The 22952-nt window shown below is 44.1% G+C and carries 17 protein-coding genes; 13 read left to right on the top strand and 4 right to left on the bottom strand.

Going from position 1 to position 22952, the window contains the following annotated elements; translation table 11 throughout:
* Genes QUF19_RS09415 through QUF19_RS09440 form a run of 6 tightly spaced genes read left to right on the top strand, consistent with a single transcriptional unit; the run spans position 1 to position 8139 of the window.
* Complete coding sequence (locus QUF19_RS09415) at positions 1 to 951, top strand: FHA domain-containing protein (protein WP_286291945.1); 951 nt, start codon at positions 1 to 3, stop codon at positions 949 to 951.
* Complete coding sequence (tssJ, locus tag QUF19_RS09420; RefSeq protein ID WP_286291947.1) at positions 948 to 1436, top strand: type VI secretion system lipoprotein TssJ; 489 nt, start codon at positions 948 to 950, stop codon at positions 1434 to 1436. The genes QUF19_RS09415 and tssJ overlap by 4 nt, the downstream gene beginning before the upstream one ends.
* A gap of 41 nt (positions 1437 to 1477) precedes the next feature.
* On the top strand, positions 1478 to 2809 hold the full coding sequence (gene tssK, locus QUF19_RS09425) for a type VI secretion system baseplate subunit TssK (RefSeq protein ID WP_286291949.1): 1332 nt from the start codon (positions 1478 to 1480) through the stop codon (positions 2807 to 2809).
* 5 nt (positions 2810 to 2814) lie between these two features.
* Positions 2815 to 4011 carry a type IVB secretion system protein IcmH/DotU gene (gene icmH / locus QUF19_RS09430; RefSeq protein WP_286291952.1) on the top strand — a complete coding sequence of 399 codons (1197 nt, stop codon included), beginning with the start codon at positions 2815 to 2817 and terminating at the stop codon, positions 4009 to 4011.
* Positions 4012 to 4013: 2 nt separating this feature from the next.
* A complete protein-coding gene (gene tssM / locus QUF19_RS09435; protein ID WP_286291954.1) occupies positions 4014 to 7406 on the top strand; it encodes a type VI secretion system membrane subunit TssM in 3393 nt (1130 codons plus the stop codon).
* A complete protein-coding gene (locus tag QUF19_RS09440; protein ID WP_286291956.1) occupies positions 7396 to 8139 on the top strand; it encodes a protein kinase domain-containing protein in 744 nt (247 codons plus the stop codon). The genes tssM and QUF19_RS09440 overlap by 11 nt, the downstream gene beginning before the upstream one ends.
* A gap of 170 nt (positions 8140 to 8309) precedes the next feature.
* Here the strand turns inward: QUF19_RS09440 and QUF19_RS09445 are convergent, their stop codons facing one another.
* Entirely contained in the window at positions 8310 to 9539 is a 1230-nt protein-coding gene (locus QUF19_RS09445; protein ID WP_286291959.1) for a hypothetical protein, read from the bottom strand.
* Between the two features lie 321 nt (positions 9540 to 9860).
* On the opposite strand from QUF19_RS09445, the gene QUF19_RS09450 reads away from it, so the two are divergent.
* Together QUF19_RS09450 and QUF19_RS09455 are read left to right on the top strand one after the other, a co-directional pair.
* Positions 9861 to 10904 (top strand): response regulator, encoded by a 1044-nt coding sequence (locus tag QUF19_RS09450; RefSeq protein WP_286291961.1) that lies wholly within the window; start codon positions 9861 to 9863, stop codon positions 10902 to 10904.
* A 32-nt stretch (positions 10905 to 10936) separates the two neighbouring features.
* Positions 10937 to 14611: a response regulator gene (locus QUF19_RS09455; protein ID WP_286291964.1), complete on the top strand. Its 3675-nt coding sequence runs from the start codon at positions 10937 to 10939 to the stop codon at positions 14609 to 14611.
* Positions 14612 to 14817: 206 nt separating this feature from the next.
* Here the strand turns inward: QUF19_RS09455 and istB are convergent, their stop codons facing one another.
* Positions 14818 to 15540 carry an IS21-like element helper ATPase IstB gene (gene istB / locus QUF19_RS09460; RefSeq protein ID WP_286291966.1) on the bottom strand — a complete coding sequence of 241 codons (723 nt, stop codon included), beginning with the start codon at positions 15538 to 15540 and terminating at the stop codon, positions 14818 to 14820.
* A gap of 10 nt (positions 15541 to 15550) precedes the next feature.
* Positions 15551 to 17083, bottom strand: coding sequence for an IS21 family transposase (istA, locus tag QUF19_RS09465; RefSeq protein ID WP_286291968.1), 1533 nt, complete (start codon positions 17081 to 17083; stop codon positions 15551 to 15553).
* 400 nt (positions 17084 to 17483) lie between these two features.
* Between istA and QUF19_RS09470 the strand changes: the two genes are divergently transcribed.
* From QUF19_RS09470 to QUF19_RS09490, 5 genes are all read left to right on the top strand, one after another.
* Positions 17484 to 18455: a tripartite tricarboxylate transporter substrate binding protein gene (locus tag QUF19_RS09470; RefSeq protein ID WP_286291970.1), complete on the top strand. Its 972-nt coding sequence runs from the start codon at positions 17484 to 17486 to the stop codon at positions 18453 to 18455.
* A 247-nt stretch (positions 18456 to 18702) separates the two neighbouring features.
* A complete protein-coding gene (locus tag QUF19_RS09475) occupies positions 18703 to 19203 on the top strand; it encodes a tripartite tricarboxylate transporter TctB family protein (RefSeq protein WP_065104016.1) in 501 nt (166 codons plus the stop codon).
* Between the two features lie 10 nt (positions 19204 to 19213).
* Complete coding sequence (locus QUF19_RS09480) at positions 19214 to 20734, top strand: tripartite tricarboxylate transporter permease (RefSeq protein ID WP_009846586.1); 1521 nt, start codon at positions 19214 to 19216, stop codon at positions 20732 to 20734.
* A gap of 193 nt (positions 20735 to 20927) precedes the next feature.
* Positions 20928 to 21686, top strand: coding sequence for a sulfite exporter TauE/SafE family protein (locus QUF19_RS09485; protein ID WP_286291992.1), 759 nt, complete (start codon positions 20928 to 20930; stop codon positions 21684 to 21686).
* Between the two features lie 342 nt (positions 21687 to 22028).
* Positions 22029 to 22220: a hypothetical protein gene (locus QUF19_RS09490; protein ID WP_004733590.1), complete on the top strand. Its 192-nt coding sequence runs from the start codon at positions 22029 to 22031 to the stop codon at positions 22218 to 22220.
* A gap of 189 nt (positions 22221 to 22409) precedes the next feature.
* On the opposite strand, the gene QUF19_RS09495 is transcribed toward QUF19_RS09490, so the two are convergent.
* Positions 22410 to 22823: a VF530 family protein gene (locus tag QUF19_RS09495; protein ID WP_004733589.1), complete on the bottom strand. Its 414-nt coding sequence runs from the start codon at positions 22821 to 22823 to the stop codon at positions 22410 to 22412.
* Positions 22824 to 22952 lie beyond the last annotated feature (129 nt).

Below are 22952 nucleotides of genomic sequence, written 5' to 3' on the forward strand. Positions count from 1 at the left end.
TTGTCCATCAGTGTCCACATGATTTCTGTACCTGCTGAAGAGGTCGTTTCCTCTAGAGTTACGTATCTGCCCGAAAGTGGCGGAAGCTTAGGTCGTTCTCCATCATGTGATATTACGCTACCCGATCAAACGAAATGGATCTCAAGAACTCACTGCCAACTTTATCCAACAGATCGTGGTTACGTGATTAAAGACATCAGTAACAATGGCGTTTCGTTGAACGACAAGTCCCTGGCAAAAGAGAAAGAATACGTCATTACCGATGGTGACATCATCAAACTGGGTGGCTACACACTCTTGGTGAGCCTATTGAGTGACCCCAAAATGAGCACGGCCAATAACACCACACAGGATGAAACTTTTATAGAACCTTTCAACTTAAAGCTCGATGACAGCGACACAGACTTTTTAGATGACGCACCACAAGTCGCTCCAGTTAAGAAAACCTCTAACTTCTCTTCGAAGAATGTATTGAGTGACGACCCCTTCTCGTCTGATCCTTTTGAAGACTTAGACGACGACAAAGTTGTACCCAACATTGAAGTGGACGAAATCGCTCATCGCGATAGCAGCTCCCTATCTTCTGCTGAATTAGAATATTTACCGGTTAATGTTGAGAACAATACCCGTATTGAAGAGTCAATAGACAAACTCATTACGTTAACTGAGAAGAATCAGCAGTACTTACAGAACCCACAGCTACAACAAAAAGCACTGTTCGACGCATTAGAACAGACGGTTGATCAGTTCTTGAATGAGTTTGCGCCAAAGCAGCTTGAGAACCAGTTTAGTGAGTATGTAAGTAGCGGCATTTTTACCAACAAAGATAAGAAATATTGGAAGATCTACAGAAAACACTTCCAACACCGCCAAGACAACGGAGATTTCAGACGTCAGTTCAAAGCGCTGTTTATGGAGAACATGCAAAAGCAAAGTGAGGAGAGAGAATGAAACGTCTCATACTCTTATCGCTTTGTTTATTGATCTCAGCATGTTCGTCATCAGATCCAGCTCCTGTTGTCACTCAATACTCGTTGACCGTTAAAGCGGATGCGACAGTCAACCAATACAATGACGACCAAGCCAACCCTGTTGTGGTTAGGCTTTACCAATTGACGGATCAACAACTGTTTAAGCAATTACCGTTTATTGACTTATACAACAATGACCTACAGTTATTGGCAGCTAACTTGGTTTCAAAACAAGTGCTGCCGATTGTACTGCCTAGCTCAGAACAAAAACTGACGTTAGACATCAATAAGAACACTCAATACATTGCAGCATTGGTCGAATTCGCAGATTACCAGAACGGCACAACCAAGACCGTTTTGATGATGCCTTCCGACCCAGAGCAAACCTTATCGTTAACGATTACAGGGAAGAAAGCAGAGTTAGCCGTGATACAGCCTGACTCCAGCTGGTGGCAAATCTTTTAATAAAAAAGCCAAGATATAAAAATAATAGAAAAGGATTTTACGTGGACGCTTTCAAAAAAGTAGTTTGGCAAGAAGGGATGTTTATTGCGCCTCAGCACTTTCAGCAGCAAGACCGCTATGTGCAAAACTACATTCGTCAGAATATTGAAACACTGGCTGGTTTTGCCCCTTTCTTCGGCATCACCGAGTTAGTGCTTAACCACGATCTATTGAAGATCGGTAAGCTGTCGATTCCAAGTTGTTCTGGTGTGTTCCCCGACGGAACCCAATTCAATCTCAAGCAAGAGATCGTAGTCGACATTCCTCAAGGCACCATTGAAACCATCGTTTACCTTGCTCTGCCAATCTCCTTACAAGGCAACAATGATTACAGCGAAGATGGCCAGGAACAAAGCCGTTACATCACTCGTTCAATCAATGTCTTCGACACATCTACCTCTGAAAACGCCAGTGTTGAAGTTGATGTCGCCCAACTTAATATCGGTCTCAAATTCGCTGGTGAAGACACGTCTGGTTTTACCCTAATTCCCGTCGCTAAGATTTTAGAAATTAGTGATTCTGATGAAGTGATGCTCGATAGAGCCTTTATCCCTGCCTGCTTACATTACGGTGCCTCAACTCTCCTTAGCGAAAGAGTCAAAGAAATTCATGCGCTAGTCAGTAACCGAGCTCAAAATCTTCTGAAACGCATCGAAGCTGGCCAAGGACAAAAAAGTCCTCAGTCTATGATGCAAGATTTCTTGTGGCTTCAAACGCTCAACACTTGGCTACCGTGGTTTGAATTAACCATCAGTAACACCAAATACCCGACACATGAACTGTATTCAAAGCTGAAACAGTTTGAAGCTCAAGTCATGGCGTTAACACCGGCGATTCCTAATGAGTGCCAGCCTTTAAAATATGACAAGCTCTACGACAACTTTAACCCACTGTTTTCGAGCCTAAGAAACTTACTCACCCTGGTTCAACAAGACTCGGTTATCGAATTCAAGTGGGATATTTCACTGTTTGAGAAACGCCGTCTACTTCGCACATTAATCAAAGACCCTAGCAGCGTTTATAATCGTCGTTTCGTTCTCAGTGTTAAGTCCGATATCAGCAGCACAGAGCTGAATGAGCTGTTCCCTATTTCAGCCAAGTTAAGCAGTAACAACAAGATTGTTGAATTAGTCAGAAGCTCGCTGTCTGGCATTTCGTTAACGCCACTTCCGATCGCACCGAGTGAGCTCAAACCGATGCAAGGTGTCGCTTATTTTGAAGTCGACACCAAAGACCGAAATTGGTTAGATATGCTCGATACGCGTGATGCGATTGCGCTGCACGTCGATGCTCGCATACCCGCTCTCGAAGTCGTTCTATACGCGTTGAGATAATGGCCATGGATTATTTAGACGAAGAAACACTGGTCATAGATAAAGCATCAAAAGGCTCTGCGAATACAGAGTCTGACCACGCTTTCTCTAAATTGGTTGCGGTGCACTCCACCAGCACCCAAGAAGAGTTTCTGCGTCACTTTGATAAGGCAGAGAATCAACTGATCAACATCAGTAGTGATTTACTGACCAAAACACTCAAGATCTCAACGTTGTCTGAACCTGAAGATTTAACCGTTTTCCGAGAGCAGTTTATTCAGGGCATTAACGACATAAAGGCTCAAGCAACCGAGCTTACCTACCCTATTGCCGTTATCGATAAACTGTGCTTTTTGTACGCTGTAGTCATCGATGAATTCATCATCTACACCGAGTGGGGAGAGAAACGCGGCTGGGAAAATAAAACCTTACTTAGCGAACTGTTTGGCATGCGTAATGGCGGTGAGCTGTTCTTCTCTGTTGCTGAAAAAGCCGCAAGACAACCACACAAACTGATCGATCTGCTGGAGATCATCTACCTCTTCATCAATATTGGGTTCAAAGGCCAATATCGTGAAGGCGGCGCTGAACAGTTAAAAGCATTCGTTCATCAATTAGAACAAACCATCAGTCAATATCGTACCGCCAGTGGCGTTCACTGCCGCACGAAGGTAAAGCTACCTGACGTAAGAAAACCAACAAGACGTAAACGTTACTTCATTACTAGCTTGTTTTTCTTTTGTTTGATAGCAACCAGTATTGGTTTAACAGAGTTCTGGTACAACAAAACCCACGCACAGCGATCGCGTGATTTCACCTTTTTACCAAACTTTAGCCAACGCTACGTTCTTTCTGGAGAAATCAAAGACATTGTCTTCATCAGCCAAGATAATGACTTGGAAAACCCTCCTCGTCACGCGAGTAAAGCTGAGGCAGTAGAAGCCTCAAAAACAACTAACTTCACGCCAAGCTCAGCCAATTGGTTGGTGCAACTCGCGACGTTCTCAAGTAAAAAAAATGCCCAAGCTTTCATCAATAATCTATCTCCGTCAGCTTATGAGCCAATCATCTCACCTTACAAGAAATACTATCGAGTGATATTAAGAGCCAACACTTCAGAAGAAGCGAGAACAACCAAAGCTTGGTACGTAGAAAACGACCAAATAAACGCTATTATTGTTCGCACTTCTGCGCATGACTTAAACAAGGAAGAATCTAACTGATTATGCCGGATGCCAAATCAAACAAGTCAGGCAACGTTAAGAAAACAGTAGGCATTTCTGCCCTAGCCTCTGTCGCCTTTTTTACCGTCGCCTCTAGCGTCATTCTGTTAACACCGCTCAATGCTTATTTGGTTTGGGCGCTGACGACTATCGCCATCGTCTCTACGCTTATCGGCTTCATTTGCTATTGGGTGCTCATCAAACGCAGCGCAAAATCACAAGAAGAGTCTTTAGACAAAGAACTGATTCAGAAAAGACAAAAGCAATTAGCAAATCATTTTAAACGAATGATCAGCGGGCAAAAGCGTAAAACTCGCTTAACCAGCCGCTACGATCAACCGATCTATTTACTATTGAGTCAAAACCCAAACAAAGACAAAAGCATCATCACTCAAATGGGTTACGAAGCCTATAAGCTTGACGACTTCGGTAATGACATTGAATTCCCTGTTCTGTTTTGGGTCAGTGAGCATTCTATTTTAGTGTCGGTGAGTATGGGGGAAGACCAACATCCTGAATATCTAAAAACACTCAGTCAGTCTCTAACGGCATGGCGCCCAAGACAAGCAGCTAATGGCTTGTTGCTCACCACTGACGTCTCGTCACTACTGGAAAACAACGAACAGATAACACAACAAGCCGACGAGCTTAAATCGACAATCAAGACGTTCAATCAAGCTTTTGGTGTCAGCTTACCGATTTATAACGTCATCTCGAATATGGGCAGCATCAGCGACTTTTGTCAGTTCTTCTCTGCTTTTGACGAGTCGAAAAGAGATGAAGTATTCGGTGCTACTGCGCCTTACTCTGCACACGGTGGCATCGATGCGAACTGGTTCAATGATGAATACGATCATTTGATCAGTGAATTGATTGCGAACATGAGCAATGCATTAGCAGGTCAATTGAATCAAGATTATCGAAACTCTATTGCCAGTGCTCCTTTCCAGTTTGGACTATTGAAACAAAACCTTTGGCTGTTCCTCAATCGATTATACCGAGGTGAGCAACTTAGTGACGCACTGCAGTTCAGAGGCTTCTATTTCACTCATGATGGCCAAAGCGCTTCGCAATCCGACTTACTTGCGAGTGCGGTCTCTTATTCTGTAGGACATGAACACTACCAACAGAACGAGCAAATCCCTGTTAATCAGACCTTGTTTGCCCAATACCTCATGACACACGTGATCCTATCGGAACACGAGTTAGTCGGCGTAAACAAACGCAAAGAGAACACCTTGTTGGTTAACCAAGTTCTGTTCACGCTCTCTTGGATTGGTTTACTCGCAGCCGTGTTATTGGTGATTAAGTTCGACTTTGATTTCCAAAATCAACGTGAGACCAGAGCGGATGTAATGCTCGAACGTTATAAAGAAGCAATCTCGGCATCGCCTTACGACATCGAGAACATGGCTGACAATATTCCGAATCTGTTCTCGCTGCAGCGAATCTATAACCTCTACAAGCAGCCCGAGCCTTGGTATAGCTTGCCGTTTATGCCGAACCCTAGCATCAAGGAAGAAGTCGAAGAGGCCTATTTCACTGAGCTACAACAAGTGCTTATCCCTTCGATGGAAAATACGATCGAGAAAGACCTATTTGTGTACGTAAACCTTGAAGACCAATCTCAGACGCTGTCTCTGCTTAATAACTACCGTTTACTTTTCAGCAAAGACAGAACCAATGTCCAAGAGCTTAAAAACTACTACGTTCGTACGCTACAAGACCAAGGAGAGGCAGATAGCGTCAACATTGCTCAGCTAGAAGTACTGTTGAATGACATCTTTGCACGTAACCTGACGCCAATTAAATCGAACCATGATTTAGAGAGCTTAGCCAAGAAAGTCATCACCCAGACGGGCATTGAAACTCTGTTGTATGAACATATCCAAAGTTCTACGACCTACGCAAAGCGTGTCGATATTCGTGGTGAGTTAGGTGAGAACTTTGGTTCAGTACTCCAGTTCTCACCAAGTTACGCCGGCTACTTAGTTCCTTATATCTATACACCGACGGGTTTTAACGAGCTCGATTTATCGGTCAACTCCCCGACTCTTAAATCGGCTTTGCAGTCTTATGAGGGCGTTGCCGGTGCTTACCCTAGCGCACTCGAACTTCATCGAATCAGCCGAGAGTTGAAGCAAACCTACCAGAATGATTACATTAACTATTGGCGCGATTTAGTCCGTAATGTCGAAGTCAAAGAAGTGGCCGACCCTACGCAATTAAAGAATACGTTAACGACCCTGTCGGAAGCCAGTAATAACCCACTAGTCAGTTTGTACTCGACGATAGCTAAGTACACCTATGTAGAACTAGAGATACCAGCCAAGGATGATAAGGAACAAGATCCTGCAAGCATGCCGATTCAAGACCCTGATAAAAAAGAATCCGCTCGTCAGATATCTCTTAGTTTCCAAGCATATAAAAAGCAGGTTTCTGCCAATGACCAAGGTAAGAAGTCCATCGACAACCTACTGACCGCCTTTATTAATGCTAAAAAGTGGGGAGACAAGTTTTACGAGACCAAAGAGCCACAAAAGGTCGCCTTTGAAACACTGTCTGTGACGTTGCAAGCTGGCAATCCGATTGCGTCGCTATCAAGCCTCTCCAACAATCATTTAGCGGTCGCTGAAGAGCTGATTAATAAGGTGGTACACCAGAGTAATGAGACGGTAATGTCACTGGCTCACGACTACCTGAATACTGCGTGGTCGAAAGAAGTGTATCAACCTTACCAACAGCGATTGGCTTCGTTTTATCCGTTCAACCGAAAATCTAAATCAGACGTGAGTGTCGCGGATGTTAAAGCCTTCTTCGTTACTAATGGCATCGTCGATAAATTCTCTCAAACTCGTCTAAACGGATTTATCAAAAACAGTGACGAATCCCCCTACTTACCGGGACTGTTGCCAGGTACAGGGTTATCCATTACACCTGAAGTTTGGACAATGATTGATAAGGCCGCTGATATAAAGAACGCCCTATTCTTAGCTGATCCATCGAACATTCTGATCAATTTCCAACTGAAAGCCGTCGATATGACGCCAAACATCACGGAATTTTCGATCATTTCAGATAAGCCTATCTTTACCTATCGTCATGGCCCAATACTATGGAGCCAACAATCATGGCAAGGTGACGCGAAGTTTATCGAGAAGTTAGGCATTCAACTTAATGCTCAGGATTCTACAATTGGCCAGAACACCGTAAAAGGGACATGGAGTTGGTTCCGCTTGTTTGAGCCAAACGTGAACTTTACCTCTGCACAAGACACTCAGGTTGAGTTTGTATACGGTGACAGCAAAGTAAAACTGACCATCAAAACTCAAGGTCAATCGAACCCATTTGTTCCCGGTTTCTTCTCTGGATTCTCACTGCCAAGTGGGATCTAATAACGCACTTTCAAACAGCTCGTCTTGTCCATCAAGGCGAGCTCAAGCTTCTGGGGATGATATATTCTCAAAAACGGACTTGAACGATGAAAAGCTTCTGCCAGTGTTCAAAGCTCATGGATACACTAACCTCTCTCGTTTAAGTTCACGGGTTTTCAAAGCCCAACACCCTAGTTGGGGGCTGGTTACCATTAAATACGCTCAAGAGCTAAAGCACCGTCACTTTCTAAAACAAGAAGCTGAGTTTCTGTATTCAAATACCAATTTCAATACCGACTCTAATAAAAAAGATATCTGGCCGAACTATTGTGATTACTTTTCTAACCATAAGAGTGACTGTTTAGTTCTTTCTTACATGAATGGTAAAACACTGCTAGAGATACAAGCAGATTCAGATTTGGCGGAATGCTTATCCTCTCACTGGATTAGCGCTTTAGAATCTACAATTAACCAAGTCCACAAGTTAGGTTTCGTCCATGGGGATATTAAGCCATCCAACATCGTATTCAGCCCACAAGGACAAGCTCAACTCATCGACTTTGGCTCTGTTACTAACGTTGGTACTGAACGTGAACAGCTTCGCTTTAACAGTTACACACCTCGGTACTCTAGACAGCACTTGCTCACAAGCAAACTTGACGATTGGTTCTCTCTTGCGGTTACGTTAGAGGAAGTTTTAGATGATGTAGCCCTACCCAGCCGCTATCAAGTTCTCCTGAAACAGCATAGATAAACCAGTCATATCTGTATTTTTATCTTTAGGAATCGAAAAAGCGAATGATCAATCATCCGCTTTTTTGTTCGCTTTAATTCAAGCCAACTTGGCCCATGCTATGAACACAATGAGCTGAGTGATGCAGGTCGCTCTTTTATTCTGTTCATTTGGTTGTTCAAATAGCTTTGTTATTCAGGTATTAGAAGCGATTCCAACCCACCAGCAACGGTTGCGGCTAGTGCTTTGGGGGCGAGGCTTTCTTTCACGCTCTCTTTGATAGTTGTGCCATTAAAGAAGTTCTTAACCTGCTGCTTTCTTACCGCCTTAGAAAATGCTTTCTCATCCGTTCCCGGAATAAAGTTCGGTTCACCACGCGCCGCATTTAACGCTTGTTTCACACCCGGTTTATTACTCTCAAGCGCAATTTCACTGTTGGCAATAAACGCCTTGGCCTCTTCTTGCAATGTGGCATAAGCACTTAAGGTCGACTTCTGGAAAGATAACTTAATCACTGAAGGATCAGTATTCACCTTGCGTCCAAACTTACGCTTAATTCTTCGAGTTAAGCGAGTCCTCATATTAGGCGGTGGTGGCGTTATGTCGGTAATAGAAAGGAAATTGTATGGTGAACTATAGCAAGGCATGCAAACCATGTAGGAAGCGATAACGGGGATCTCTTCCATCTTCATTTTGAACCAATCTCGGAAGAAGTTTGCGCCAATTACGTCTCGCTTCTGATTTAGCATCACGCACTCTTGCTTAAACTTGCGGAACTTACGCTCCATGACCCACTTGTCGTATAAACCGCGGAAAAAGTTGAAGATAGAAAGAACCGCTTTAACAATACTGGTTACCGTAGCGCCAATTCCTGAACTGGCTAAGTTAATCGCAATGACACCACCATGAGCCAGTGCAATCATTGAATCTTCGATCGCAACTGCACGGATCTCACCACGAATTTTATCAATCACATCAGCACCAACACGCGTCGTTGTCATTGAGCTCAGGTGACGGGTTTTGTGGTTGTTAACAGCTTTACCCAACGCCGAGTAAATTCTCGTCGCGGCTTCTTTAATATCATCGATTGCAGGCGCTAAATCAGCAAAGATTCGCTTTACCAAGCTTGGAATCATACTCAATATCTGAGCTTTAATATCATCCATCGCGATACTGGTAATGCTTTTTGCGTAATCGAGGAATTTTTCTTTTATCTGCTCGGTGATGTTTTCAATCATACCAGCAAGGCTTGTTCCACTCCCTGTCACAGCCTCGGTAATGGTGCCTGTTAAGCTGTCTACTTCTGTTGCGGCGGCAACCGCAATCTTAACCTTATCTACTTTAGTCACACCCACCAAATCTGCATTCGCAAATAGCGATAGCATGTCTTTCTGAATGATGGTCAGCCCTGTATTCGGCATCGTACGTTCTCCCTGTAACAAGTCCACGTTAGATTTGAAAAGTTACTTGAACGACTAAGTCCCTCTGAATCATTAGGTCTTAGCAAACTAAACCCTGAACTATTCAACCTTGATCGCACTACTACACGATCCATGTAGTTATTCTTTGTTAAATAAAGGTTAACATATAAAATATCTATTCATAGAAAGGTGTACCATTATTTCCTTTTGGATTCCAAAACCAATAATTAACCCTCCTGAAATCATGCATTTCCACCAAATTCCACTACGCTTTACTAGCATAGAACATAGCAATCTGATTAAATTTTTTAGGGACGAAAAATGAATCAAATTACGACAGATAAACCCATTATTTTGGTTGTTGATGATATCCCAGACAACATCCACACTCTATCTGGGATCCTCAACGACGATTTTAAAATCAAAGCCGCTACATCAGGCGAAAAAGCGTTAAAGATAGCCTCTTCCTCGCCAAAACCTCACCTCATTCTTCTCGACATCATGATGCCTGAAATGGACGGTTACGAAGTCTGCCAAAGGCTAAAAAGCGACCCTGTCACCTCTGATATTCCCGTCGTCTTTGTTACGGCGAAAACAGACGTGATCGATGAACAAAAAGGGTTTGAATTAGGGGCGGTGGACTACATAACCAAACCCGTTAGCCCGCCGATCGTGAAAGCTCGTGTCGCGACACATATTTCTTTGTATGACCAAAACCTTGCACTGTCACGTAAAGTCCGACAAAGAACAGAAGCGCTCGAGATGAGCCGACTTGAGATCATTCGTAAGCTTGGCCGAGCAGCTGAATACAAAGACAATGAAACGGGAATGCACGTCGTTAGAATGAGTTACTACTCAAAGATCCTTGCTCAGCAGTTAGACGTGGGGGAAGAATGGGTTGAGTTACTGTTCCAAGCAGCACCGATGCATGACATTGGAAAAATTGGCATCCCCGACTGCATATTAGGCAAACCCGGAAAGCTTGATGCAGATGAATGGGCAATCATGCAAACACACGTCACCATTGGCGGGGATATCATTGGAGACAACGACTCCAAATTGCTGAAACTCGCTCAAGAGATCGCCCTTTACCACCACGAGAAATGGGATGGTAGTGGCTACCCTCATAAACTGTCTGGCGAAGACATTCCTCTAAGTGCTCGTATTGTTGCCATTGCCGACGTATTCGATGCCCTAACGAGCGAACGCCCGTACAAAAAAGCTTGGTCGATTGAAAAAGCGATTGAGTTAATACAAGAACAAGCTGGCCTTCACTTTGATCCTAACTTAGTTCCGATCTTCATTAGCAAGCTCGATGAGATGCTAACCATCAAAGGCTCTTTTACTGATGAACCAGACCACTAAGTTCGCTGGTACTTTTTAAATACAGGTACTTTATGAATACTGTTTCCAGATTTGCATCTGATTCTAAAAAAATACTCATCTCTTTTATTATTGCCACCATAGTGCTGTTCTCGGTGGCGGTTGCCGCATGGTTCAACCTAAACAATCGCTTCGTCGGCATTGAAGACTACGCGGTAAGTACTCAATTACTTACCTCCCTCGACAAGCTTCGCGTTCACGAACTCTCTTTTAGCAACGAGCGTATACCGCTATCTGCGCAACTCTTTTATAAAGAAGCAGAACTGTCAAAGGAGTTGGTCAGTACCTTTGCGGCTCATAACCAAAATCCGCACGCAGAAATATCGCTCACTGGATATATAAATCAATTCATCAAATACGCTGGCTTGATTGAGTTGAGCGAGAAAGCTCGTGATCGAATGAACCGAAAATCGCTAGCGGCAACAGATCTGCTTACTGAAATGCAAAGCTCTCACAAAGACACGATCAATACGGTTAGCCAAGACGTCAAACAACTTAGAATATTAAGTGAAGGTCAAGCCGATAGAGTAATGAAAATTGGTGGGCTCACAACACTCAGTGCCAAAGTTCAAAACTTAGAAAAGGAGTTTCTGCTGACTGGTTCGCCACAAACATATGCGTTGACCAAGATTGAAATCCAGAAGGTATCAGCATTAATTACTCAGCTTAAAAACGAGGTCACAGATCCGCAAGGCGCGGAGTTACTGCAAACCGTCCAACAAGCTCAGAACCGTTACTACACTAACCTAGTTCAGCTACAAGGCTTGTCGAGCTCAGCAGTACAACTCAAAACATCAATCACTAAGCAAGTATCTCGAAGCGGTATTGAGCTATCACGTGCTTCAACGGCGCTTAACTCACAGCAACAAGGCTTGTTAACCGACCTCAACAAAGAGATAGGGAATGCTCAATCTCGCCTTTCATCTCAGCTTTCAATCGGTGAAAACCTGCTTATCATTCAAACGCTGTTAAGCCAATCCGAGCAGCTTAATCGTGATTTTTCGTTAGCTAAATCAGCTGATCAATCGGTGATATCAGAACAAGTCTTTACTTTGATCGGTGAAATGCAATCTGTGTCACTCGCAGCGGCTGACATACTGACGTTATACGCACCTGAAATGAAAATCACCGCGTTTGATCAGCACGTAACATTTTATGAGGCTGAGTTTTCTAACCTAGCCAGAGCTCAACTGCTTAGCCATCAAGTATTGAAAGAGATGAACGCTAATTTCACTCAACTGCATGACTTGGTTGCCAATGCTTATATGTCCGAAAGTGATAATGTCAAAGACTCTTCAAGCGTCTCATCACACCTTGCTATTGGTGGCTTAATATTCTTTTTGATCATTTTGTTTATGGGCCTGCTAGCCAACAAAGCGCATTCAGCCCTTGAGCACTTTGCAACAAACTTAGCCGTTGCACGTGACGAAGCTGATGCTGCCAATCATGCTAAATCGGATTTCTTAGCCAACATGAGCCATGAAATTCGCACGCCAATGAACGCCATCATCGGCATGAGCTACTTGGCGCTGAAGACCGACTTAACTAAGGCACAACGTAACTACATCCACAAAGTGAAGCTCTCTTCGGACACCCTACTCGGTTTGATCAACGACATTCTCGACTTCTCTAAAATCGAAGCAGGTAAATTAGACATCGAAAACGTCGATTTCCATCTCGAGAACGTACTAGACAACATTACTAACTTGGTTGGCCTACGAGCTTCTGAGCGTGGTTTAGAGCTACTTATCCAAGTCGATAGAGATGTACCAACCAATCTGATTGGTGATCCGCTAAGGCTTGGTCAGATCTTGATTAACCTCAGCAATAATGCCGTTAAATTCACCGAGAAAGGCGAAGTGAAAATTTCTATCTCTGTTGAAGAAAGAGATGGTGACGACATAAAACTGAATTTTGCTGTCTCTGATAGCGGAATAGGTATGACACAAGAACAAGCCGCTAAACTGTTCAATAAGTTCACTCAAGCAGACAGCTCAACCACACGGAAATACGGCGGAACAGGCCTAGGCTTGGCGATCAGTAAGGAGCTTAGCCAGCTCATGGGTGGGGATATTCAAGTCTCGACTGAGCTTGGCAAAGGCTCAACCTTCTCATTTACGATCGCAACTCGCGTTAGTCACTCGATTACCCAAAACCGAGTGGTGGTTCCCGCTTCGATTAATCATCTAAAAGTGCTGGTTGTTGATGACAACTCCAGTGCGCGCTTGATCGTTGGCGATATTCTAGAGTCTCTAAAACTCACTCCAACGTTAAGTGCCTCTGTTGATGAAGCGTTAGTGGAATTGCACACCGCAGATGCTAACAATAAGCCCTTTGATCTGATTATCTCGGATTGGAAAATGCCTAAACGCGACGGTGTTGACCTATTGGAAGCACTCAATCACGGCTTATCTCTAAGTAAAGAGCCGAAAATAATGATGCTCACCGCTTATGGCCGAGAAGAGTTAGCCGAGGCCATTACCAAAAGAGGATTCGAGGTCCCGAGTATTTTAGACAAGCCTATCACCTCTTCTCACCTCTATGACTCCATCGTTTCGCTGTATGGACTTGATTCAGATCGCGTCTCTCGTAGCGAATTGGAGCAACAGAATCAGCTTGCGAATGTTCAACAACTTGCTGGTGCTAACATCTTGTTGGTTGAAGACAACGAGATAAACCAAGAGCTCGCGACAGAGCTGTTAGAAGGCCAGCAGATTAAAGTCACCATTGCTGAGAATGGCCAGCGTGCAATAGAGCTTTATCAACAAGCCATTACTGATGATACCCCTTTCGATGGCATTTTGATGGACTGTCAAATGCCAATCATGGACGGGTATGAAGCAACAGAGCATATCCGCAACGAGATAAAAGACACTCAAACCCCTATCATTGCGATGACAGCAAACGTGATGGAACGAGATAAAGAGAAAGCACTCAACTGTGGGATGAGTGACATTATCGCAAAACCCATTGATGTCGGCTCTATGTTCGCAACCTTGGCAAACTGGGTTTCACCGTCTAACCCCGTGCAGTTCAATGTTTCGTTGCAAGACTCCACCAATACTCTACAAAAAGAAAACAACGCAAAAAAAGAACCCGAGGCGTTACCTGTCATTATGGGTCTTGATACCAAAATGGGATTGATGCGGGCAAGTAACAATCACAAACTCTACATGAAGTTATTGAAACGATTTGTTGAGGCTTACTCTGACGAAGATATCTTAACTACTGAGCTATCAAGCAGTACACAGCAGCGTTACTTACACACCCTTAAAGGTGTTGCAGGAAACCTAGGTGCGAGCGATTTACATAGCTTGTGTGAAAAACTGGAGTCCGAACTTACCGATGACGAACTAAAAGAGAAGGTCATCAAAACCACGATTACGTTAAGCCAACAGATCGCACACTCGCTCGCTCAGTCAGATCAAACCCATAAAGATCCTGAAGAACAACAGGCAAATTCGGATTCCTCGCCTAATCAGCCAAACGTGAAGCTGTACCGTCAATTGCTGGAAGCCGTTGCCAACGATGATACTGAAGCACTCAACATCATTCTTAACATTGAAGATGGTGCAGTGGTGGGTTTATCTCCTTCTGAGTTCAAAAAGTTAGAAAGCGCACTAGAGGAATTCGACTTCGATACCGCCACTGAACGGCTAAAAAGCTCACCACTCGCGAGCTCTTCGTGAAAATGAAAAGACGAGATTTGTTCTAGTTTACAAACAATTAAAGAGAGCCCTAGTGGCTCTCTTTTTTCATCTGTCTCCAACAGTAAGGACATCCTCACCTCTCCGTGATGCGTATTTCGGCTGATGTGACCCCTAGTTTCGTTTTTAATCGACCACCTTTTTAAGCCTCTCTTTTCTCTTCCTTAGTTTTACTCCAAGTGGTCGATTTAAGCCAGTTTTCTCATTGATTCCCCTCGTAACTCGATTCTATGACTTTGATGAACCAACCTATCTAAGATCGCATCAGCGATCGTCGAGTTGTCGATCATCTCGTGCCATTCTTTTACAGGTAGTTGGCTGATAATGATTGTACTGCACTCTTGGTATCTATCTTCTAGCACTTCGAGAAGATTACTTGCATGCTCTTGGCTGAGTTTTTCCATTCCCCAGTCATCGATAACCAACAGTTTTTTCTTAGACAAGCTCAGTAGCAGCTTTTGATAGCTGCCATCAAGGCGGCTACTACTCAGGTCATCAAGTAAACGATTTAGGCGATAATAACGACTTGGGCAGTGTTGCTCACACGCCTGCTCGGCGAGCGCACAAGCAACATAGGTTTTACCTGCACCTGTTGCACCTGTAATCAGGACATTCTGTCGCTTTTGTAAATAAGTGCCTGATAATAACTCTCCCATCATTGCTCTTTTTAAGCCTCGTTCTGGGCGGTAGTCCAGTTGATTACCGCTAGCGCTTAGGCGCAGCTTGGCTTGCCGTTTAAGTCGTTGGATTTTGGTTTGATCTCGGTTCACTATCTCATGATCAAGGATGAGTCCTAACCTTTCTTCAAAGCCAAGTTCAGCATAGGTCGCGGGGTGTATCCTTTGCTGTTCCAGTGCATCAGAAGCATGACTTAGGCGTAGTGATTTTAACTGTTGGATTATTGCGTCCATATTGTTTCTCCTAGTGGTAGTAGTTGGAACCACGAACATTAGTGTGTTTAAGGTTTGGGGTATCAGTGGAAGGCTGAGAGAGAGTGCCTTCTCGATGGTTCTTCAATAAGTTTTTGACGAAGCCAAGGTATGGCTTCTCTGTCACTAAGGCATCTCGGCAAGCTTGTTCTAACCGTGCGTCTGAGTGCTTTTTGGCAAGACTTAGTAACCCAAAGCAACTTCTAAAGGCCAATGCTTCATGCTCTGGGCGTTTGAGCAACATCTGAGTCAGTTCACCTGTGGCTGGCCCAATAGATTTTCCCCAACGGATAAAACGCTCGGGTGTCCATGATTGGTATTGATGGTTGCTTGGCATATGCTCGTAAACGGTAGAGAGACCATATTCTTTTTGGCTTGTGCAGTGGTGAGCAACAATGCTCCCTTTGTGGTAGATACGTATTATTTGATGCGTTGCTTCAAGCTCAACTTGTTGCCCAACAAGTTGGTGCGGCACAGAGTAGAAGTGCTTTTTATATTGAATGTGATAATCAGGGGAGACGGTTGCTCGTTTAGTTTCGATATACACATATGGTTGCGATGGCAGTGGTTTTAACGCTGGACGGTCAACTTTGTTGAACAAGTCATGTCGATTGACACCAAGCTGTTTCATCTCTCGTTGGTTTAAGTCATGCATCAGCTTTCGGATAGCCAGGTTCAGCTCAGCCATTGTATAGAACACTTGGTGGCGAAGGCGCATCATTATCCAGCGCTCTACGATGAGAACTGCGTTCTCAGCTTTGGCTTTATCTTTAGGCTTGTAGGGCCTGGCTGGCATCACAGCAACGCCGTAATGTTGTGCCAGTTTTCGGTAGCTCTCATTGAGGATAGGGCTATGACAGTCTGCTTTCGTTACAGCAGATTTCAGATTATCAGGTACAAGTAGATTCGGAGCACCACCAAAGTGATTAAAGGTATTCACATGAGCCATGAGGAAGTGTTCAAGCCCTTGGCTCTCACTCGCCTCGACATAGGTGTAATTTGACGCTCCTAAAGTGGCGACAAATACCTGAGCATGTCGGCATTCTCCTGTATCTGGATTCACAACAGGGATCGTTGGGCCACAGTAGTCAATGAAGAGCTTGTCACCAGCATGGTGAAGTTGGCGCATACTGCGTTTTTGTGTCTTTAGCCAACGTCTATACAGTTCGCAGAACTGTGTATAGCCATAGGCTTTGTCTTGATGCTGATGACAATACTCTTCCCAAAGCAAAGCTTTAGTCATCCCTTTACGCTTCAATTCTAAGTAGCAGAGAGTGAAATCAGGCATCACTTTATGCTGAGAAGATGAGCGACCATCAAACAAAGCTTGGGTGACTTGATTTTCATGATGAGTCTCTTCCAGTGGCCACGTGAGGCCACTGGATTTAAATCGGGATAGATGCTGGGATACAGTGGAATGAGCAATATTGAGGCAAGCGGCGATCTGTCGATTAGAAAGATTGCACTCGTATCGGAGGCGTAAGATTTCCTTAATTTTATTCATTGGCATTCTCTTTTTCGGCATGATTTATCCTTAGTGCTCTCAACATGAAAGACTCAGGTTAAACCTATTGATTTAAAAGAGAAAAGAGGTTTATTTCGGTAAATCGACCATCGATTTCGGAAACACACCGAAAAGTGGATGATTAAAACCGAAATGAGTGGTTGGTTAAAAACGGATTTGGTGGTCGATTAAAACCGAAATAGGCGGTCGGCTAGCTCCGAAATATGCACCGTGAACTTTATGAACTTTATTCACCCAATGTTCTTTATCCTCAATATCTCCGCATTAAAGACAATTCTTTAACACACCGTTAACTTTAACTTCATCTGCTAAGCAATACCCTACTCGTGTGTTTAGCAGCTGGATATAAAACATAAGTTTCTCTCCATTGAAGAGATCCCCTACATAAGGAACGTGAACCATGTTCAAGGCACTGAAACCTACTCTTGCGGCTTCTATCATCGCAACAACCTTTTCTTTTAACACTTTTGCTGCTGACGTAGAGAAAATCCACTTCCTAATCCCTGGCGGCGCTGGTGGCGGTTGGGATATGACAGCTCGTGGTACGGGTGATGTATTAGTGAAATCCGACATCGTAGAAAATGTCTCTTTCCAAAACTTGTCTGGTGGTGGCGGTGGTAAAGCCATTGCACACCTAATCGAGACGGCTCAACGTCAAGAAGACACGCTGATGGTGAACTCAACACCTATCGTAGTGCGCTCGCTGACCGGTATTTTCCCTCAATCTTTCCGCGACCTAACACCAGTTGCAGCAACTATTGCTGACTATGGCGCAATCGTTGCGTCTGCGGATTCGAAGTACAACACTTGGGAAGACGTAGTAAAAGAATTCGAAAGCAACCCACGTAAAGTGAAAATCGCAGGCGGTTCGGCTCGTGGCAGCATGGATCACCTTGTTGTAGCGGCAGCGTTCAAAGGCGAAGGTTTTGATGCGAAGAAAGTGCGTTACATTGCTTACGATGCAGGTGGTAAAGCAATGGCAGCTCTATTATCTGGCGAAACGCAACTGCTTTCGACAGGCCTTGGTGAAGTACTAGAAATGTCTAAATCAGGCCAAGTAAAAGTATTGGCAGTAACGGCACCAAAACGTCTTGATGCGGCACCAAACATCCCAACACTAACTGAGTACGGCAACGAAACAGTATTTGCTAACTGGCGTGGCTTCTTCGCTGCACCAGGCACTAGCCAAGCAAAAATCGACGAGTGGAATGTAGCACTTGGCAAAATGTACAAAACTGATGAATGGCAAGTGGTTCGTGACCGTAACGGTTGGATTGACAACTACAAAGCTGACAAAGATTTTTACGCCTTCCTAGAAGACCAAGAAAAACAGATGGGCGACCTGATGCGCGAGCTTGGTTTCTTGAAATAACCAGCAACCATAGAGGGTCTATGCGCCCTCTTACTCTTTCCTTGTTTCGCCGTACATGAGTTAACTTCAAACTCCTTTGTTTATTCGTAGACGTATTACTAACGCTTGCCGATTCGTTGTAAACGCAAGTGGCTGATAAACCAGTACCGTAATTCGCTTACCTTTGGTTAGTGATCCCAGACATTCTTCATTAACTCGCTCATGTACGGCTTTTTTACTATTTATACCACCCCAAATGGAGTTGGATATGTCGGACTTACCAACCAAATTTCTGAGTAAGGAATCTTTGCTTTCAAAGGATCGCATCGGAGCCATGATCTTTATGCTGGCGTGCTTGTGCTATGGCTACCAAACCACGCTAATTCCTTTGTTTCCCGGTGACGAGTACGAACCCTTCACTGCAAGAACTTTACCTACCCTATTAACGTTTATCGGCATCGGCCTGTCATTGATCCTACTAATTACAGGACAACCGGACCAGAAGGTTTCATGCGACACAACGCCGTTGAACTGGAAGCTGCTCATTGGCTTTTTAGTGTTAATGGCTTTGTACGGTGTTGGACTGACTTATCTTGGCTTTGTTTTAGCAACCAGCTTCTTCTTGCTCGCTGGCTTTTACCTATTGGGTGAGCGCCGTAAATCTGTTCTATTTGGCGCGTCATTTCCTTTCGTTATCGCGTTCTTTTTGTTATTAACTCAAGGCTTAGATATCTACCTAGAGCCTGGTTTAATCTTCACTCTTTGGTAGGGATAACATTATGTTAGACGGAATTTTACAAGGACTTTCTACCGCTGTGATGCCAATGAACATCATGATGGTCATTGTGGGCTGCTTCGTGGGTACCTTTATCGGGATGCTACCGGGGCTCGGTCCAATTTCAGCAATCGCACTGATGATCCCTATTACTTACGGCCTTGATCCTTCTTCAGGTCTTATTTTGATGGCGGGTGTCTATTATGGCGCGGTATTTGGTGGCTCAACGTCATCAATCTTAATCAATGCTCCGGGGTGTTCCTCTACGGTAGTAACAGCATTCGACGGCTACCCAATGGCGCAAAAAGGCCAAGCTGGTAAAGCCCTTGCCCTTGCAGCCTATTCTTCTTTTACTGGTGGTACGCTTTCTGCAATTATGTTGTTGATCGCCGCACCAGCTCTAGCAAGCGTGTCATTAAGCTTCCAGTCTTCTGACTACTTTGCACTGATGCTATTAGGTTTATCAGCAGTAGCGGCGTTTGCAGGTCCAGGTCAGGTCATCAAGGCTTGGATGATGACTATCTTAGGTTTGATGTTATCAACAGTGGGTATCGACAAAGGTGTCGGTGTAGAACGTTTCACATTTGGTCTAACGGATCTTATGGATGGATTCAGCTTCCTGCTTCTTGCTATGGCAACCTTCGCTTTAGGTGAGACTTTGATGGGCATTTTGAAACCTGAGAAAGACACCAGCGGCGAAGAAAGCCAAAAGATGGCCGATATTGGCAGCATGAAAGTGACCAAAGAAGAGTTCAAAGAAGTCGCACCCGTTTCGATTCGTTCTTCGATCCTTGGTTTCTTTACTGGTGTTCTACCTGGTGCTGGTGCAACGATTGCCGCTTTCTTAAGTTACGGCATGGAGCGTAGCCTCGCGCCAAAAGACAAACAGAAAGAATTTGGTAAAGGCAGTATTCGTGGTCTTGTTGCACCAGAATCAGCAAACAATGCGGCATCAAGTGGTTCATTCGTTCCACTACTGACACTTGGTATTCCGGGGTCTGGTACTACAGCAATCATGTTAGGTGCATTGATTGCTTATGGTATTCAACCGGGCCCTCGCCTGTTTGTTGAACATCCAGATGTATTTTGGTCGGTAATTATCTCTATGTACTTCGGTAACATTGTACTGGTTATCTTAAACCTACCGTTGATCCCATATATCTCTAAACTGCTTGCTGTACCAAGAACAGTACTCCTGCCAATGATTATCTTCTTCTCAATCACTGGCGTGTACTTGGTGTCTTTTAACACGATGGATGTGTTTGTAATGCTCATTGTGGCAATGGCGGCGATAGCGTTAAGGCTGGCCAACTTCCCACTCGCACCGTTACTGCTTGGCTTCATATTAGGTGGTTTGATGGAAGAGAACTTGAGACGCGCACTGATGATCAGTGATGGCGAACTCAGCTTCCTTTGGGAACGCCCTATCACCATGACATTCACTATCTTGGCGGTATTAGTTCTCTCTAGTCCGATTCTTGTGAAGCTGTTCAAGAGCTTTAGAGCAAAACCAGTTGAAGTTTAGGCTCAGAACATCACTTACTTAAACTAAATAAAAGGAGCCTTAGGCTCCTTTTTTCGTATCCGTTATTTCAAAAAAACACAGATCTAAGATGGTAGCAAACTCACAATCCGACTCCTGAAAAACACATATCCCTGATATTAATAACAAAATCAAGTAAGGTGATTCATAATTTAACGCATTGGATTCTAAAACTATGGATTGGTTGATTCTATTCTTGTCAGGCGTAATTGGCGGCGTGCTTAACTCTATTGCAGGAGGAGGCAGCTTCATCACCTTCCCTGCTCTATTGTTTGCTGGCGTGCCTCCTATCGCAGCCAACGCGACCAATACCTTTGCTTCATGCGCAGGTTACATCAGTGGTGCTTATGCACTGCGCCATGAGATCCAATCTGGCACCAAACAACTCAAACTTGTTGTTGGGCTATGTGTAATTGGCGGCGGTATCGGTGCATTTTTACTACTACACACACCAGAAACGCTATTTACTCAATCCGTTCCTTGGTTATTGCTGTTCGCTGCTCTGCTTTTTACCTTTGGTGGCACACTCAATAAATGGCTAAAGAAAGTAACCGCTAAACATAAGCACGCCACCAGCGCAGGCGCGTTCTTTTCCGCCGTATTACTTTTGATCGTGTGTGTTTATGGTGGTTATTTTAATGCAGGCTTAGGCATTGTGACATTGAGTTACTTGGCACTGGCTGGATATACCAATATCAACGTGATGAATGGCATCAAATTGTTGGTATCGGCATGTGCATCACTCGCAGCAATCGTGTTCTTTGTTATGAATGGTTCGATTGATTGGCCGTCAGGCATGGCCGTTTTGTTTGGGACATTGGTCGGTGGTTACTATTCGGCAAAAGTCTCGCGCCGCATTCCTCAACAATATGTTCGTACCACAGTGATCATTGCTAGCTTTTTCATCACCGCTTACTTCTTCTATGCTAACTAGGTTCTATACCAACTAGATTTTATGTTAAGTCGGTTATATGCCAGCTAGGTTTTATGCGAAATAGATTCTATGCCAACGAACTTGCATTCGAACGACTTCGTGCAGTAATCGCAGTTTCCGTTAGCAAAACACAACGTAAATCGTTAAGCGTTGAAAAGGTATCAAAGAAATCTCAAATGCCCCACTGGTTATTTTATGAACTATAAAATAGCCAAGCCCAAATGTGTGAGACGAGCCCTTTAATTAGCAAATTTGATAACAATTTAGACTGTTTTTTAGCCTTTATTTTGCCAAAGGTGGGATAATTCTCCTGTCGAAAGTGAGACTTCATTAGGAGGCGTTATGAACATTAAACTCGGTCATGTCATGTCATCAAGTCGGCTCATTTGCTTTGTCGCTTTTCTTGCTGCCACATTCGCGTGGATTCTAAAAATGCCCGCTCTGTTTTCTGTGTCAGCGCTATTCCTACTGATCAGCGCCATTGTCTATGTCGTTGACCTTTGGAAGAATCAAAGAAAGAATCGCGAAGCTTAAGGCAAACGACTAAAGCGACACACATTAAAAAAGGAGCGCTTAGGCTCCTTTTGTATTTTTCAGTCAAGGCTTCGTCTATCTGACGATGATCGACTTGCGCCTTTACATAGCGACGTTAAAACTAGCGACACCCTTTTACTAGTGACGCCTTTCTATTAACGACGCCCTTTTACTAGCGACGCCTATCTATTAACGACGAAAGTTACGACCGTTGCCGCCACGACGCTCTTTAAATGCAGATGCCGCTTTAGCTTGTGATGCTAGAATCGATTCAACCGTTAATTCCATTGGCTCACGAGGCTCTAACCCGTGACGGAATGTACGTGAACGCGGAGGCATCTGGTATTCAATATCAGAAGCTTTAGGCATGCGCTTGAAACGGTAAAGGTAGAAGTTCTCAACCTTCTCGCGAGCCCACTCTGTTTTCTTCAAATATTTAACGGCACTTGCTACTGTCGGCTTAGTGTTAAAGCAGTTCATGCGCATTGCAGCATCCAAAATTTCCCAACCGTAATGATCCACTAACTCAGTGATCATAGTGTCTAGCTTCAAGCCATGCAGAGGGTTGTTCTGTTGCAGTTCGATTCTTTCTTCTTCAGTCATAACATTACCTTTTCCAAGGCAACTAAAGGCCTTGAATTTACTCTAGAACACCGTCATCACTGACCGCTTCTAGCTCAATCACTTGGGCATTACATCCATTGCCCTTATCTATGCCTTTATGATGGCATA

Origin of the sequence: Vibrio sp. FE10 (assembly GCF_030297155.1) — a bacterium.
In the GTDB taxonomy this organism is placed as follows: Bacteria; Pseudomonadota; Gammaproteobacteria; order Enterobacterales; family Vibrionaceae; genus Vibrio; species Vibrio apostichopi.

Coding starts and splice junctions, on each gene's coding strand:
- tssJ (WP_286291947.1), top strand. CDS start 948: ATGAAACGTCTCATACTCTTATCGCTTTGTTTATTGATCTCAGCATGT.
- icmH (WP_286291952.1), top strand. CDS start 2,815: ATGGATTATTTAGACGAAGAAACACTGGTCATAGATAAAGCATCAAAA.
- tssM (WP_286291954.1), top strand. CDS start 4,014: ATGCCGGATGCCAAATCAAACAAGTCAGGCAACGTTAAGAAAACAGTA.
- QUF19_RS09445 (WP_286291959.1), bottom strand. CDS start 9,539: ATGCCGAATACAGGGCTGACCATCATTCAGAAAGACATGCTATCGCTA.
- QUF19_RS09450 (WP_286291961.1), top strand. CDS start 9,861: ATGAATCAAATTACGACAGATAAACCCATTATTTTGGTTGTTGATGAT.
- QUF19_RS09455 (WP_286291964.1), top strand. CDS start 10,937: ATGAATACTGTTTCCAGATTTGCATCTGATTCTAAAAAAATACTCATC.
- istB (WP_286291966.1), bottom strand. CDS start 15,540: ATGGACGCAATAATCCAACAGTTAAAATCACTACGCCTAAGTCATGCT.
- istA (WP_286291968.1), bottom strand. CDS start 17,083: ATGCCGAAAAAGAGAATGCCAATGAATAAAATTAAGGAAATCTTACGC.
- QUF19_RS09470 (WP_286291970.1), top strand. CDS start 17,484: ATGTTCAAGGCACTGAAACCTACTCTTGCGGCTTCTATCATCGCAACA.
- QUF19_RS09475 (WP_065104016.1), top strand. CDS start 18,703: ATGTCGGACTTACCAACCAAATTTCTGAGTAAGGAATCTTTGCTTTCA.
- QUF19_RS09480 (WP_009846586.1), top strand. CDS start 19,214: ATGTTAGACGGAATTTTACAAGGACTTTCTACCGCTGTGATGCCAATG.
- QUF19_RS09485 (WP_286291992.1), top strand. CDS start 20,928: ATGGATTGGTTGATTCTATTCTTGTCAGGCGTAATTGGCGGCGTGCTT.
- QUF19_RS09490 (WP_004733590.1), top strand. CDS start 22,029: ATGAACATTAAACTCGGTCATGTCATGTCATCAAGTCGGCTCATTTGC.
- QUF19_RS09495 (WP_004733589.1), bottom strand. CDS start 22,823: ATGACTGAAGAAGAAAGAATCGAACTGCAACAGAACAACCCTCTGCAT.